1 protein-coding gene is annotated in these 16,635 nt (G+C 69.8%); it reads left to right on the top strand.

Annotated features, from left to right (window positions below):
• The first annotated feature begins 77 nt into the window (after nt 1-77).
• A complete protein-coding gene (locus KBO27_RS11170) occupies nt 78-16,604 on the top strand; it encodes a WXG100-like domain-containing protein (protein WP_210969926.1) in 16,527 nt (5,508 codons plus the stop codon).
• Nucleotides 16,605-16,635: the final 31 nt, after the last annotated feature.

The raw sequence follows: 16,635 nt of genomic DNA, 5'->3' as shown, positions 1-16,635 counted from the left end.
CGCGCTCGGCGTGATCCGCGAGTCACGCCGAGCCCGATCGCGCACGAACGAGGGCGTGGGGGCTGACTATGGCGATCATGGTTCCGGAAGAGGTCGGAAACCTCTTCATGGTCTTGACCGGTGAGAAGTGGCCGCAGATCAACGAAGATCAACTTCGGAAGCTGTCGGATTCGTGGCGCAACACCTCCGCACGGCTGCGAAGCGAACTCACGCCAGAACTCGCCCAGGCCATCAAGCTCATCCGCTCGGAGTTCTACGGCAAGGCGGCGATGCGCTTCGCCGACCGCATGGCGCCGTACGTCGAGAGCAACGGCTACATCGAAACCGCCGCCACCGGTTACGAGCAGATCGCCGGATTCCTCAAGCAGCTCTCGGTGCAGACCGAGTACGTCAAGCTCGTCAGCCTGCTGTCGCTGATCGAGCTGCTCGCCGAGATCGCCTGGGCCATCGCGATGGCCGGCCCCACCTTCGGCGCCAGCATGGCCTGGCTCGCCGGTCGCTACGCCATCGTCCGCTTCCTGCTGAAGAACATCTGGGGCCGGCTGCTGATGCGCGTCATCCAGGCGCAGGTCTTCGGCATCGCCTTCCAGGTCGCCATCGACGCCGCCGCCCAGGGCATCCAGATGGCCAAGGGCACCCGCGACGACTGGGACGAGGACTCCACCAAGCAGGCGGCAGCCGTCGGTGCGCTCGGCGGAGCGCTGGCCCTGCCCTTCGCAGCGCTCGGCGGCGCGATGGGCAACATGCTGGCCAAGGGCCTGGTCAAGGGCATCGGCGACCAGATCGACAACGACATCCTCAAGGCCGCCGCCGAAGCCGCTGCCAAGAACTTCGCCGACGACTTCCCGAAGGCCCCGTCGCTGGCCAAGTTCGCCACCCAGGTCTCCGACCACATGAACACCCACATCGCCCGCGACCTCGGTGCCGCCACCCCCGGCAACTACGCGGGCATGAGCCTCAAGGGCATGTGGGCCGAGAAGTTCGGTCGCGGCCTGGCCGACGCGGTCGAAGAGGGCCTGCACGAGTTCTTCACCGAGGGCCTCTACAGCGCGATGACGGGCAAGGGCTTCCAGGCCAACCCGTACTCGTTCACCGCGGGCATGTCCGCCGGTCTCTCGGAGAACCTGGGCAGCGTCATCGGCGCCGGGATCTACGGCAACCTCACCCCGGGCAGCGGCGAGAACCCGTTCCTCGCCGCGCAGCGGGAGGGCGACGGCTCGAACTCCGACACCTCGCCGCTGCTGGGCGGCGACGGGGACCTGGACACCCCCGACATCGACGGCGACGCCCAGAGCACCTCCTCCGACGGCGGCCTCGCCGGGGGAGGCGGCGTCGCAGGCGGCGGCTCCGATGGCTCCAAGGGCCAGGGGAACCAGGGCGGGGGAAGCCGCGGGCCGGACGGCGCTGGAACGAACCCGTCGTCGCTCGGGCAGTCCCAGACGCAGGTCCCGGGCCGGTCGGACGGTCAGGGCGGTCCGGAGTCGAGCGGTCCGCCGTCGATCACCGAGTCGCAGACGCAGGTCCCGTCGCAGCCGGGGTCGGGTACCGGTGGTTCGCCGGAGTCGGTGGAGACCGTCAGCGTCGGCGCCGACGGCTCGCTCGGGAGCTCGTCGCCGTCGAGCTCCAGTCCGGAGATCTCGCCGGGGCTTCCGCCAGCGAATTCCTCGGACGCCGTGAGCTCGACCGGCCTCCCGCCGTCGAGCTCGTCGTCCGACGCGGACATCTCACCCGGGCTCCCGCCCGCCGGTCATTCGAACATCGATGGCACCAGCGGCATTCCGTCGTCCACATCGGAACCCGCAGCTCCCGGCCAGGGTGATGCGCAGAACACGTCCGGTGCCGTCAACGACGGGAACTCCACGTCTGCCGCGCAGGTCGGAGGTTCCAGTGGCGCTCAGACACCGGTGAACTCCGGTGCCCAGCAGTCCGGCCAGACCAACCCGGACGCGTCCTCGCCCGATCCCGCCCCGCAGGGCACCGACTCGACCTCGCAGCCGAGCTCGTCGGGCATCAACCCGGCGCAGCCCGCTCCGCAGAGCAACGTGCCGCAGCAGAGCGGTTCGGACCCGGCGGCGCCGCAGCAGTCCACAACGGACTCCGATTCCACCGCGATCACCACATCGGAGAGCGCTCCGCAGGAAGTCGCGCAGAACGACACCGGGACGCGGACGACGACACCGGTCGGCACCGGCGCGGACTCCACCGCGCAGGTCGGCCAGATCGGGTCGAACTCGACGCAGTCGCAGACCGACCTGGCCCAGCCCCAGGTGAGCGAGACCGGGCAGCAGGACCAGTCCGGCAGCACCGCCTCGACCACCTCGCAGACCCAAGCCGACGGTCGAACGCAGCCGGACGGTCAGACGCAGCTCGACGGGCAGAGCCGGCCGGACGGTCAGGATCAGTCGAGCACCCAGGTCCAGGACGCGAACGGCCAGGTTCAGCAGAACGAGCAGACCGGCAGCGGTGCCGTCAGCGGCCAGCAGCCCGTCGGCGGGATGTCCGGCACGGGTCAGACCGGGCAGACCCCAGCACCGACGAGCACCGCGTCGAACTCGACCACTCCGACGAGTTCGACGCCGTCGCAAGGCCAGTCGCAGTCGGGCTCGAACTCGTCCACCACGCGCGGTGGCACGACCGGCACCGGTCAGGGCAGCACCTCGGTCACCGACGTGGCCGCCACCTCGCAGACCGCGGTGCCGGAGATCCCCGGTTCGCCCGCCGCCGAGTCCTCCGATGCCGCGGTCACCGTCGACTCCAGCGGCAACGTCGTCGAGAGCTCGCAGAACCAGGACACGTCGCAGCCCCAGGACTCCTCGCAGAACCACGAGACGACGCAGAACCAGGAGAGGTCGGAAAGCACCGCGAACGACCAGCAGTCCCAGAGCCAGGACACCGGTCGGGACCAGCAGTCCACTCAGGACCAGAGCACGCCTCAGGACGCGAACAACGACCAGAGCACGGCGCAGCAGGACCAGACCCAGCAGAGCGTCGACACGACCGCGAACGACGACCTCTTCGCGGCGCTGGACCAGGACCCGCAGCTGGACCTGACGCTGACCGACCCGTCGCAGGCCACCCCGGCACCGGTGCTGCCGGAGACGGCGCGCGCCGCGGACTCCTTCGCCGCCGACATGACCGCGCACGTCGACGAGACGCCGCGTCCCCCGGAGCTCACCCGCGACGGCGTCATCTCCAACAACTCCCGGCTGCTGCCCAGCGACGGCGTGTGGTCCCCGAACCAGAACGCGCCGCTGGCGGCCAACGTCGCCGCCAAGATCGACGTCGCCCCACCGGTGCGGGCCGGGTTGCAGCAGCAGTTCCAGCAGCTGGTCAACACCCGAGGCGAGCTCGGCCTGCTGCAGGTCCTCTCCAGCGGACGCAGCTTCCAGGTGCCCACTCGCGACGGCGTGCAGAGCGTGTTCGTGCGGATGGATCCCGACACCGTCGCTCCGGTCGTCGCCACCGACACCGCCGTGCACAACACCCCGTCGCAGAGCAGCAAGCACGAAGGCGCCAGCAGGTCCATCACCAGCCACGGGGTTTCCCGCAAGCTGCGGCAGAACGCGGTCGTCGGCTGGGTGGACTCGGCCATCGAGGTGGCGGCGACCTCGCTGAACTTGCGCGTGATGCCGTTCCTCGGCTGGGGCGAGAGCCGCAGCAACACCGTCTCGGACAAGACCGGCAACACCAGGGAACGCACCGCGAAGCTCGGCGGTCACCACAAGGCGTTCGACGTCAACTTCCAGGTCCAGTGGGAGTCCGACGGCAACCGCGGCAGCTCCCGGTTCGACCCCACGGTCCGCTTGGCCTACCCGGAGACGGTCCTCGAGAAGCCCCGTCCGGCACCCGCTCCCGCCGACACGAACCCGACGACCACCGTTCCCGCCGTGCCGGGCACCCAGAACGACCAGCAGAACCAGAACGGCACCGCCCAGAACACCCCGGCTCCGCGCGCAGCCGTGCCGGTGCCCGCCGACGTCCAGCAGCTGATCGCCAACCTCGACAGCTACGCGGGCGTCGGCGAGCTCAACCGCAACGTCATGTCCGCGCTGCCGGACTGGGTGCGCAATGACCCCACGCTCCACGACGGCGTGGCCACCAAGGTCGACACCGCGCAGTTCGTGGAGGAGACCTCCGAGGGCCTGGTCAACGGCATCGACATCAGCCAGCGCACCACCTACCCCAAGTGGCTGCGGATGCCGGGCAAGAACTGGTCGAAGCACCCCGAGGTCAAGGTGAAGGTCGAGCCGCAGGTGCGCGGTTTCGAGAAGATCGGTGACCCGCAGCCGATCCGCACCGGCGAGATCCTCCGCAACACCAAGGACACCAGCGTCTCCAACGGCATCGGGTCGCGCGCCGTCGGCGGTATCCGCCTCCGGGGCCTGTTCACCTCGGGCGAGGCGAAGATCGACGGGCACGGCAGTCCGCTGCAGATCGGCCCCATCGGCGTCCTCTCGCTGACCTCCAACCGCAAGGAGTCCCAGACCGGCCGGGAAGCGGGCACCAACAAGGACAAGTCGCTGGAGAGCGACGGTGCCCAGCGCTACCGGATCGACCTCTCGCTGGCCGCGGAGATCACCTCGCGGCCGGGAGGCGAGGCCGAGTCCGACCCGGTCCAGTTGCAGCCCACCGACGGCGCCACCTACGTGTGGGTGCGCAACGAGGACGTGCCCGAGTTCGAGCGGCTGCTCCACGACGCCCTCAACCCCGACGGCACGACCCCCGCCGCGCAGCCGACCACCACGCCCGAGCAGGGCGAGCGCATCCGCACCGTCCTCGACGGCGAGGGCATGTTCAAGAACGTGGTCCGGGTGGGCGGAACCGGTCAGCTGCGCGACGAGGCCCGCCAGCACATCCAGCAGCAGCTCACCTCGCGCGGCGTGGACACCAGCACGGTCGACTGGAACCAGGTCAACCGCGACCTGAGCAGCTTCGGCCCCTACAAGGTGATGACCAAGTTCGACGACCTCACCGGCGACGGCAAGCCGGTGACCGTCGACGTCACCGCCGGCGGGCGGAAGTTCCACTTCGAGCTCACCGCCGACCTCGGCGAGGTGACGGGACGGCGCACGCTCGACAACGACGTCAGGTTCAGCGCGACGCGCAGGCACGGCAGCGGCTGGAAGACCGGGTTCAAGACCAGCTTCGGCGTCGGCGCGCTGCTGGCGGGCATGGTCCGCACCACGATCCGGCCTTCCGGGTACGGCTCCAACAGCTACGTCGGCGGCATCGCGGGACTCGGCGGCAGCTGGAGCCGCGGCAAGTCCAGCGGGCACGGCGACAGCCTCGAATCCGAGCAGCGCATCAAGTACGAGGGCAAGGCCGACCGGGTCACCCGCGACGTCACCTGGAAGCTCGAAGCAACCGACACCTCCGCGCGAAACCCGTTCAGCCGCAAGACCCCACCCACCAAGACGGTGGTCCCGGGACACGCGGACTACCGGGTGGCCAGCTTCATGCTCGACGCCGACGCGGGCTGGGACCCGGGCGACCCGGCGCCCGCCGCCACGCGCGACCTCAACGACGGCAACCGCGTCGACATGAACAACACCGCCGTGGTCTCGGTGGTCGACCTCTACGGCAAGGCCAACGACGCGTTCCACGAGATGCAGCGCGACGCCGTCCGCAGCGCCAAGGAGGGCAAGTTCGAGCGGTTCCGCCGCTGGATCGCGCACACCGGCAGCACCGACCCCGAGCACAGCAACCCGAAGCACCTCGTCGACGTCGACCCGCAGTGGTGGCAGACCCGGCTCGCGGGCATGTTCCACGCGCCGCAGGTGCGCGACGGCGGTGCGCACGGCGGCGTGCTCTTCGACCGCATGCAGCGCGGCGCGTTCGAGATGCGGGTGCACAACGAGCGGCCGCTCGGCCCGGTGCCCGGCAACTCGACGTGGGAGACCACCAACAAGACGGGCGTGTCGATCTCCCACGGCACCAGCAGCGGCACCGAGGGCGAGATCGGGCTCAACTTCTGGGGCGCCATGGCCGATGCCGGCGCGGGCGCGTCCCTGTCGACCGGTCGTGGGACCGATGATTCGCTGGGCGGCTCCACCAAGTCCGCCTCGCAGGTCAAGACGCCGATGCAGCTCTACACCGGTGACCTGGTGCTCTCGGTGCGCGCCGACGCCTGGCAGCAGCTGTTCGGGCAGCCGAACCACCGCTGGGACGCGATCAGCCCCTACCCGACCGGGGCGCAGAGCGACCACGTCGAGATCGTCGTCCCCGACGGCCTGCTCTACGTCAAGCCGCAGAACCCGGTGACCACGCACCCGGACGGCCGGCTCACCGAGGACCTGCCGCTGCTGCGCGACCTCGGCAAGGGACTGGACCGCTCCGTCGTCGTCTCCGGATTCACCCGGGACACCCCCGACCCGGCGAGCTCGATCCGGACCGATCAGGCGCAGACCGATCAGGACGGCCAGTCGCAGTCCGACCAGACGCAGACCGATCAGACTCAGCAGCCGGGAACCCGGGACCGCTTGTCGGACGACGCGATCCGCGCGCTCTGGCACGCCGCGCCCGAGCTGTTCCCCGGCTGGACGCCGGATTCCGGCCGCCCGGCACCGCTCTTCGACGCCACCAACGCGCTGCGCGCGCTCGACAACCCGGCCGACGTCCGCGAGATGCTCAACGGCGGCTGGCAGCGCACCATGTTCCGCTCCCGGTGGTTCGGCTCGGACTACTACACGTTCACCGCGACCGCCGAGCAGCAGCCGGGCGCGGAGATCATCGACCGCGGCGACGTGGCGACCGGTGGTTACGTCGAAACCCAAGGCGTGCGCGGGCAAGGCCAGGACTCATCGCGCGACGTGGCCACCTCGGTGTCGCTGACCGCCTGGCCCACCGTCCCGACGACCGCCGACGGCGGGGCGATGGCGCCCATGCCGGTGGTGGGCTGGTCGAACCAGAGCGGCACGGAGCAGGCCAACGAGATCGACACGTTCCGCCAGGACCGCTCGGACACCGACGACCACGTCGGCGTTCGGGCACCCGTGAAGGTCAACTTCACGGTGCACAGGTTCCGCGTCCCGCCGCTGCTGCTGTCGACCTTCACCGAAGGCTCGGTCGGGTCCAGCGCCTACCGCCACCCCGAACGGCGCGAGGTGACGCTGCCCCCGCAGGTGTCCGAGACCCGGGGCAAGGTCGACCTGAGCCTGCCGGAGTTCCTGCTCGACCAGCCCACCGACCACGCGCCCGCCTCGACCGGCCGCGACATCACCGACGCCGCCAAGCAGACCCCGTCCTTCCAGCTGGCCAAGGGCACCAGGGATCCGCAGCTCACCGAGCAGGTGGTGGACGCCATCGTCGACGCCCGAGGGCACAAGGACCTGGTGAACCGCTGGTTCGGCGCGGGAACGCCGAACCGGGGCAAGATCGACACGCTGTTCTCACCGGACATGATCGTGCCGAACATCGGCAACGACCGGCGGCTGCTCAGCGACGACGGCTACACGACCTCGTTCAAGGTGCACGACCGGTTCCTCTCGGTGGACTACGAGGTGCAGGTCAAGCCCCGGCTGACCGATCCGCGGTTCATGCACTCCTGGACCGAGGCGCAGCACGAGGAGAAGCACGGCCAGGAGACCGGGCAGTCCTCCAGCGACGCCAACGCCCGCAGCGCTGACGCCGGCCTGGGCGTGATGGCCATCCACGGCACCAACTGGAGCAACGCCGAGAACTCCGCCTCGCGGGGCGTCGCCGGCTCCGTGACGGCGGCCGCCGCGCTGGAGGAGAGCCACAACTCCCGCAGCCGCCGGCAGGACTGGCGCCGCTACACCGCGATCCCGCACTACGACGTGGTGATCCGCTCCAAGCCGCACTTCGCGCCCTCCTGGTCCGAGCACCGGATGGAGGGCACCAACGGGTTCACCGGCACACCGGTGGAGTTCGACGTCCGGGAAGGCGAGCACACCCCGTTCGACACCCCGCGCAACGCACCCGCGACGACCGGGACCGCACCGGTCACCACCGCTCAGGACGCGGCCGTGCCGGGGAACACCCGAACCCCCGAGCAGGCGCAGCAGGAGATCCAGTCCCTCGAAGACCAGATCGCCGAGCTGACCTCGCAGTACGACCGGGTGACCAACCGGATCAACCAGCTCGCCGACGCCGCGCAGGCCATGGTCGAACCGCACCTCGACGGCGGACCGCGTCCCGACCCGGGCCAGGTCGAGATCATCCACCGCGCGGCCATCGAGGTCACCGAACCGGACGTGCAGCGGCTCGACCAGCTCGGCAGGCAGATCGCCGAGAACGAGTTCGAGCTCCAGGACCTGCGGCGTGAGACCTCCGACATCGCTCCCGGAGCGCCGCCGAACACCCCTCAGGACACCGGGATCCGCCCGGACGAGACCAGGACCGACACCGACGGCCGGCGCTTCGACCGGTCCGGCAACCTGATCGAACGGGGCCAGGACGGGCAGTGGCGCAAGCAGAAGTTCTTCGCGCTGCCCTGGCTGGACGACAACACGATGGTGCTGGGCGTCCGGCCCGAGACCAACCCCTACACCGGCCAGCCCAACCACCTGGGCGGATTCCCGACCGCCCCCGGCGGCAACGCCCAGCAGCACCACAGCACCGGCGGGGACATCGTCGGCGGTGCGCTGTCGAACCAGATCGCCCAGGACCTGCGCGGCACCTACCAGCTCACCGGCCACGACGGCGTCGCCCACTCCACCCCCGGCAGCGGGGCGGCGAAGGCCGACGCGCACTACGTCCCGGCGAACCTGGAACGCACCGGAACCGCGCAGTCCACCACCAACACCCAGGAGACCGGGCGCAGCGTCGAGATCGACGTCCGCGACCTCGGCGTGACGAAGCAGAGCACCGGCCGCGAGATCCTCGCCGCGGTGGCCTACGCGTCCGGCATCGAGGACTTCGGATCGCAGCGCGCCGCGGAGTTCTTCGCCGACCCCTCCAGCGCCCAGATCGCCGAGTCCATCCGCGACCGGCTCCCGGCCGCGGCCCCGCAACCCGCACCGGTCCAGCAGCCCGTGGCCGACCAACCCGCCGACGTCGACGAGCCGTTGCCGAGGTTCGAGGTGGAGGCAGAGCGGTGGAAGCCGCTGGACAACGCCTTCGTCTTCGGCGGCGCCGACGGGCAACCGAGCGTGCAGCGCGGACCGGGAAGCGGCATCCGGCAGGAGATCCGCTACAGCCTCACGCCCGAGCCGAGTCGCTGGAACCTGGAGACGAAGCTGCACCTGCGTCCGGCTGAGGGCGTGAGCCAGGCGGATCTGGCTGCGGTGCGGGCCAACACCGCCGCGGGCATCGAGCAGCTGGTCAACCAGCAGGCCCACCTGCTGCCCGGCCCGGACGTCGAGGCCCACGCCAACGTGGTCTTCGTCGACGACCCGGCCGACGCCTACAGCACCATCGACGTCGTTCCGGGTCGGCCGGATGATGTGAAGAATCCGATGGATCAGCATCGGTGGGCTGCTGGTGCGAGTCCGTCGGAGTTCACGCACGAGGTGATGCACTTCTTCGGTGTTCGGGATGCGTATCCGCATCCGCGTCAGTTGCTGGACACTTCGGACAGCCCGGTGCCGGGTGACCTGATGGACATCCGGCAGGAGGGTGTCGACTACCGGATCCTGGACCGTCACCTGCAGCAGATCATGGACGTGGCTTCGCCCCACCTGCCCGGGTCGCTGGTCACCGATGGTGTGGTCCCGTCCTCGTCGGGCACGACGACGTCGTCCCAGCGAGAGACGAACCCGGCCGACGTCTCACCGGCGGTCCCGCCGAGCGACCGGCCCCGCAGGCACCGCGGCAGCCACCACGACCCGTACGTGGGCTCGTCGCGGTCCTCGCACGCGCCGCGCTCGCACGACCCGTACTACGCGACCACCTCGTCGTCCGCGTACCCGACCTACACCACGGCCTCGTCGTACCCGACGACTTCGTCCCCGACCGGCCCCGTCACCCTCGACAACCCGCAGTTGCGGGCGAATCCGCCGCGTCCGTCGTGGATGTACCGGGGCGACACGCGTCCGCCGGAGGAGATCTTCCGGGACGGGATGACCTCGTGGGGCCGGGACTACAACCTGGTCAGCCACGTGCACGGCGGTGATGCCGCGCGCAACTCCGGCTACGTGTCGGTCACTCCCAGCGCGACCGCCGCGCACCAGTTCGTCGTGCCCGACGGTGGCGAACCGATCCGGCACGACGGGCGTTGGTACGTGCCGATGTCGGGGCAGATCTACCAGATCCAGTCCTCCGGCAACATGATCCACATGGCCTCGCAGAACCTCCCGCGGGACCTGCTGGAGCGCATGCGGTACCAGACCGAGTGGGACTCGGTCCGGCACGTCGACCGGCGCAACATCCACTCCGCCATGACCGTCAGCGGCCACTTCCACCAGGGACCCGACGGCCGCCGCACGATCCTGCCCGGAACGACGCCGAGGCTCACCAACGTCGACAACGACGGCTTCGTCGACGGATACCGGGGTTACGACCCGCACGCCGACCGGGACAGCGGGTTCACCCGCGACACCGACCTCGGGCTCGGTCGTTCGCCCAGGCGGCGCTCGCCGTCCGACGACGGCTACGACGACTACCCGGCCACCACGAACTCGTCGTCCTACTACCCGAGGTATTCGAGCTCGTACGACGACTACTACGACCGGGGACCCGGACTGCCGCCCAGCGCTGAGAGCTCCAGCAGCGGTTCCCCGACCTCACCCGACGCTCAGCAGACCGCCACCGACGAGGTCGTGCTCGACAACCCGCAGCTGCGGGCGAACCCACCGCGCCCGCGCTGGATGTACCGCGGCGACACGCGTCCACCGGAGGAGGTCTTCCGCGACGGCATGACCTCCTGGGGCCGGGACTACGACCTGGTCGCCCACGTGCACGGCGGCGACCAGGCGATGAACTCCGGCTACGTGTCGGTGACGCCCAGTTCCGTTGCGGCGCACCAGTTCGTGGTGCCCAACGGCGGCCAGCCGATCCAGCGCGACGGCAAGTGGTACTTCCCGATGGCCGGGCAGATCTACCAGATCGAGTCGTCGGGCAACATGATCCACATGGCGTCGCAGAACCTGCCGCCGGCGCTGCTGGACCGCATGAAGTTCCAGACCGAGTGGGACGCCGTCCGCCACGTCGATTCGGAGAACATCCACTCCGCGATGACCGTCGAGGGCTACTTCCACCAGGGCCCCGACGGCAAGCGCACCATCCTGCCCGGCACGACGCCGAACATCACCAACGTCGACAACGAGAACTTCGCCCCGGGTCACCGGGGTTACGACCCGCACGCCGACCAGGGCAGCGGGTTCACCCGCGACAGCGACCTCGGGCTGGCCGAGGACACCCAGGCCAGCGGCACCGAATCGGCGGACGTCTCGCCTGGTTTGCCGCCGTCGGATGGGTATTCGTCGCGTCGTTCGCACGAGTCCTCGCAGTCGCATCGTTCGTCGGGGTCTCATCGTTCGTCGGGGTCGCATCGTTCGTCGTCGGGTCGGCCGTCGTATTCGACGTACACGGCGGTTCCGTCGTCTTCGGCTCAGGGGAGTTCGTCGCTGTCGGCGGGTCCGGTGCGGTTGGACAATCCGCAGTTGCGGGCGAATCCGTCGCGTCCGTCGTGGATGTATCGGGGTGATACGCGTCCGCCGGAGGAGATCTTCCGCGATGGCATGAGCTCGTGGGGCCGGGACTACAACCTGGTCAGCCACGTGCACGGCGGTGAGGCCGCGCGCAACTCCGGCTACGTGTCGGTGACTCCCAGCGCGACCGCCGCGCACCAGTTCGTGGTGCCCGACGGCGGTGAACCCGTCTACTACAACGGTCGTTGGTACGTGCCGATGTCGGGGCAGATCTACCAGATCGAGTCGTCGGGCAACATGATTCACATGGCGTCGCAGAACCTGCCGCAGGATCTGCTGGACCGCATGCAGTACCAGACGGAGTGGGATTCCGTCCGGCACGTCGACCGGCGCAACATCCACTCGGCGATGACCGTGAGCGGTCACTTCCACCAGGGGCCGGACGGGCGGCGCACGATCCTGCCGGGCACGACGCCGAGGCTCCACAACGTCGAGAACCGCAACTACGTCCCCGGATACCGGGGTTACGACCCTCACGCCGATCCCACCAGCGGCTTCACCCGGGACACCGATCTCGGGCTCGCCGAACGCCCCCGGCCGAGCCGGTCCTCGCACGAGTCGTCCTCGTACTACCCGGCGAGCACCTCTTCCTCGTCGAGGTACTACCCGACGTCGAACGACAGGTACTACTACGACCGGCGACCGGGACTTCCCCCCGAATCGACGAGCGCTCCCGGCGACGCACCCCGGGCTCAGGACGGCGCCGGCTCGGTTCGCGTGCCCAGCGCGATCGCCGACAGCCCCAGGATCCAGGCCCCGGCAGGTCCCGTCAGTACCGAAACCCTGTCCGCCCAGGTCGACCCGAGCGCGGACCGCGTCGTGCTGGTCCCGGCCCCCGGTGCTCGCGGCGTCGACTTCGCCGACAGCGGCACCCGGGTCGCCATCGACCTCGGCAAGGAGGTCGTGGCGCTGGTCGACAACGGTCGCGGCAAGTTCCAGTGGCGCAGCTTCCAGCCCGACGGATCCCGGCCGCGCGTCGTTCGCGACGACACGCCCACGGCTGACCCGACGCCCTCGGACGACCGCCCGACGCAGACCGCCGAACCGCAGCCCGCTCGCCAGCAACCGCCGAGGTTCGAGGTGGAGGCAGAGCGGTGGAAGCCGCTGGACAACGCGTTCGTGGTGGACGGCAACGGCGACCGCCGGACGATCCAGCGCGGTCCGGCGAGCGGCATCCGGCAGGAGGTCCGCTACAGCATGACCCCGGAGGCGGGTCGCTGGAACTTCGAGACGAAGCTGCACCTGCGTCCGGCTGAGGGCGTGAGCCAGGCGGATCTGGCAGCGGTGCGCGCCAACACCGCCGACGGCCTCGAGCGCCTGCTCAACCAGCCCGAGAACGTCCTGCCCGGACCCGACGTCCGCGCGCACGGCCAGGTCACCTTCGTCGACGACCCGGCCGACGCGGACGGCGTCATCGAGGTGGTCCCGGGTCGGCCGGATGATGTGAAGAATCCGATGGATCAGCATCGGTGGGCGGTGGGTGCGAGTCCGTCGGAGTTCACGCACGAGGTGATGCACTTCTTCGGTGTGCGGGATGCGTATCCGCATCCGCGTCAGTTGCTGAACACCTCGGACAGCCCGGTGCCGGGTGACCTGATGGACATCCGGCAGGAGGGTGTCGACTACCGGATTCTCGACCGCCACCTGCAGCAGATCATGGACGTCGCTTCGCCTCATCTGCCCGGGTCCTTGGTGACCGATGGTGTGGTTCCGCCTTCATCGGGGACGACGACGTCGTCCCCGCGCGAGGCCAACCCGGCGGACGTTTCTCCCGGCGTCTCGCCCGACGACCGCTACCGCAGCTCGTACGAGTCCTCGCGGTCGCACCACTCCTCGTCGCGCTCGCACCACTCGTCCAGGTCGCACCACTCCTCGTCGAGCCACCACACGCCGACGTACTCGACCTACACGGCCGCACCGGCACAACCCGCCGGACCCGTGCGGCTCGACAACCCGCAGCTGCGCGCGAACCCACCGCGCCCGCGCTGGATGTACCGGGGCGACACGCGCCCGCCGGAGGAGATCTTCCGCAACGGCATGACCGCGTGGGGCCGGGACTACAACCTGGTCGCCCACGTGCACGGCGGAGACGCCGCCCGCAACTCCGGCTACGTGTCGGTCACCCCGAGTTCCGTGGCCGCGCACCAGTTCGTGGTCCCCGACGGCGGTGAACCCATCCGCCACCACGGACGTTGGTACGTGCCGATGTCGGGCCAGATCTACCAGATCGAGTCCTCGGGCAACATGATTCACATGGCCTCGCAGAACCTGCCGCAGGATCTGCTCGACCGCATGCAGTACCAGACCGAGTGGGACTCGGTCCGGCACGTCGACCGGCGCAACATCCACTCCGCGATGACGGTGCGCGGCTACTTCCACCAGGGACCCGACGGCCGCCGGACGATCCTGCCCGGGACGACGCCGCAGCTCACCAACGTGGAGAACCGCTACTACGAAGAGGGCTACCGGGGTTACGACCCGCACGCCGACTCCCGCAGCGGTTTCACCCGCCACACCGACCTCGGGCTCGCCCCACCGCCCCTGCCCAGCCGTTCCTCGCAGGAGTCGAGCCGAACCGTCCCGTCGTCCGCGACGTACCCGTCGACCTCCAGCTACTACCCGACGACCAGCTCCTCCTCGTCGACGTATTACCCGCCGTCGAGCAGCAGCTCGTACTACTACTACGACCGGCGACCGGGACTCCCGCCCAGCCAGGACGGACCGATCGGCGACAGCACGAACCGGTCCCACGACCCCGCGCCGGCCTCGTCCGTGCCCCGCGACCAGCGCTTCGCCGCGATGCTCGACACCTACCGGGCCGCGCGGTCCGCGGTGTCCTCGGGCGTCAACCCCGTCCAGTACCACGCCGACGGCGTTCCCGGCGGTGCCAGCAGCCGGCCCGACGCGCGGTTCGGCACCGAGATCGAGTTCACCGTCCCCGAAGAGCACTTCGACGTCGCCGTGCAGGAACTCGGCACCGCCTTCCGCGACGCCGGCCTGGGCGACTGGCGCGACGGTCAGGAACTGGGATCCGGACTGGTCAAGAAGGCGCCGGACCGCTGGCGACTGGTCGACGAGGACACCCTCGACAACGGCATCGAGGCGGCGTCGGAGAAGCTCGGCGGCGACGCGCGCTCGTGGCAGCGCTTCGCCACCGCAGCCGACATCATCCGCTCCGTCGTGGAGAAGTACGGCGGCTCGGTTGACGAGGGCGGCGGGCACGTCAACGTCAGCTTCGACGGCGCGACCTTCACGCCCCAAGCCAGCGTGGCGCTCGCCGGACTGGCCAAGGCGCGCGAGCAGTCGCTGTACCGCATGGCGAACTCCACGATGGGCGGACACCAGCGCGAACTCCGAGCGGTGGGCGCGATGCCGATCCCTCCGCGCGCCACCGCGCTGCAGACCCCGGAGGACGTGCGCACCCTGAACTCCAGCCGCAACGAAGGGCTCAACTTCGAGCACGTCCAAGGCGGCCCCCACGACCGCTGGGAGTTCCGTATGTTCCCCAGCAGCACCAACAAGGGGGAGTGGCAGGCTCGCGTGGAACTCGCCTCGGCGATGGTCGCCGCAGCGCAGGACCCGGCCACCCACGACCGCATCGAGGCGCTGCTGTCCGACCCGAGGCTGCTCGGCGACGAAACCGGGGACCGCTCAGAGGAAGCCCAGCTCAACGACCTGATGGACCTGCTGGACGTGCTGCCGCTGAGCAAGTCGGCGGAACAGCAGATCGTCGAGCTGTTCGCGGCCACCGAACCCTGGCAGCGCAGCGGCGCCACCGACGACTTCCAGACCCTGGCGGTGCCCACCCGCGACGGACTGCACTACCCGAGCCCGAACGACGACGTGTCGGCGCTGGTCGAGCAGGGCCGCGACACCAACCCGAACCCGGACGAGCAGGTCATCCGCGTGACCCCCAGCCAGGACGGCGACCGCGTGACCCTGTGGGACGGCAAGGACCACACGCCGCGCGACTTCACCAACTACGTGCGGCTGCACCCCGGCTTCGACCAGGACCGCAGGGCCGTGCTGGAGACCGGGAACGGCGACGCGCGCGCGATCCAGGACGTCTCGCGCCTGCTGGGCAACGCCGAGATCCGGCCCCGCCAGGAGTCCGTGCCGAACACCGAATCGGCGGACGTCTCGCCTGGTTTGCCGCCGTCGGATGGGTATTCGTCGCGTCGTTCGCACGAGTCCTCGCGGTCGCATCATTCGTCGGGGTCGCATCGTTCGTCGTCGGGTCGGCCGTCGTATTCGACGTACACGGCGGTTCCGTCGTCTTCGGCTCAGGGGAGTTCGTCGCTGTCGGCGGGTCCGGTGCGGTTGGACAATCCGCAGTTGCGGGCGAATCCGTCGCGTCCGTCGTGGATGTATCGGGGTGATACGCGTCCGCCGGAGGAGATCTTCCGGGACGGGATGACCTCGTGGGGTCGGGACTACAACCTGGTTTCGCACGTGCACGGTGGTGAGCACGCCAGGGATTCGGGTTACGTGTCGGTGACGCCGAGCGCGACTGCGGCGCATCAGTTCGTGGTGCCCGACGGTGGCGAGCCGGTTCGGTACGACGGGCGTTGGTACGTGCCGATGTCGGGGCAGATCTACCAGATCGAGTCGTCGGGCAACATGATTCACATGGCGTCGCAGAACCTGCCGCGGGAGCTGCTGGAGCGGATGCAGTACCAGACCGAGTGGGACTCGGTGCGCCACGTCGACCGGCGCAACATCCACTCGGCCATGACCGTGAGCGGTCACTTCCACCAGGGGCCGGACGGGCGGCGCACGATCCTGCCGGGCACGACGCCTCGGTTGACCAACGTCGAGAACCGGGATTACGTACCGGGGTACCGGGGTTACGACCCGCATGCCGATCCCACCAGCGGCTTCACCCGAGAAACCGATCTGGGACTGGGACGTTCGCCGAGGCGGCGGCGCTCACCGTCCTACGAAGACGAGTACGACGACTACCCGTCCTCGTCGTCCTACTACCGCGGACGGTGACCGCTCGGGCCCACCCCAGTCCGCAGCCACG

It is taken from the genome of Saccharopolyspora endophytica, assembly GCF_018070075.1.
Lineage (GTDB): Bacteria > Actinomycetota > Actinomycetes > Mycobacteriales > Pseudonocardiaceae > Saccharopolyspora > Saccharopolyspora endophytica.
This window is presented reverse-complemented; position numbering and strand designations above follow the sequence as displayed.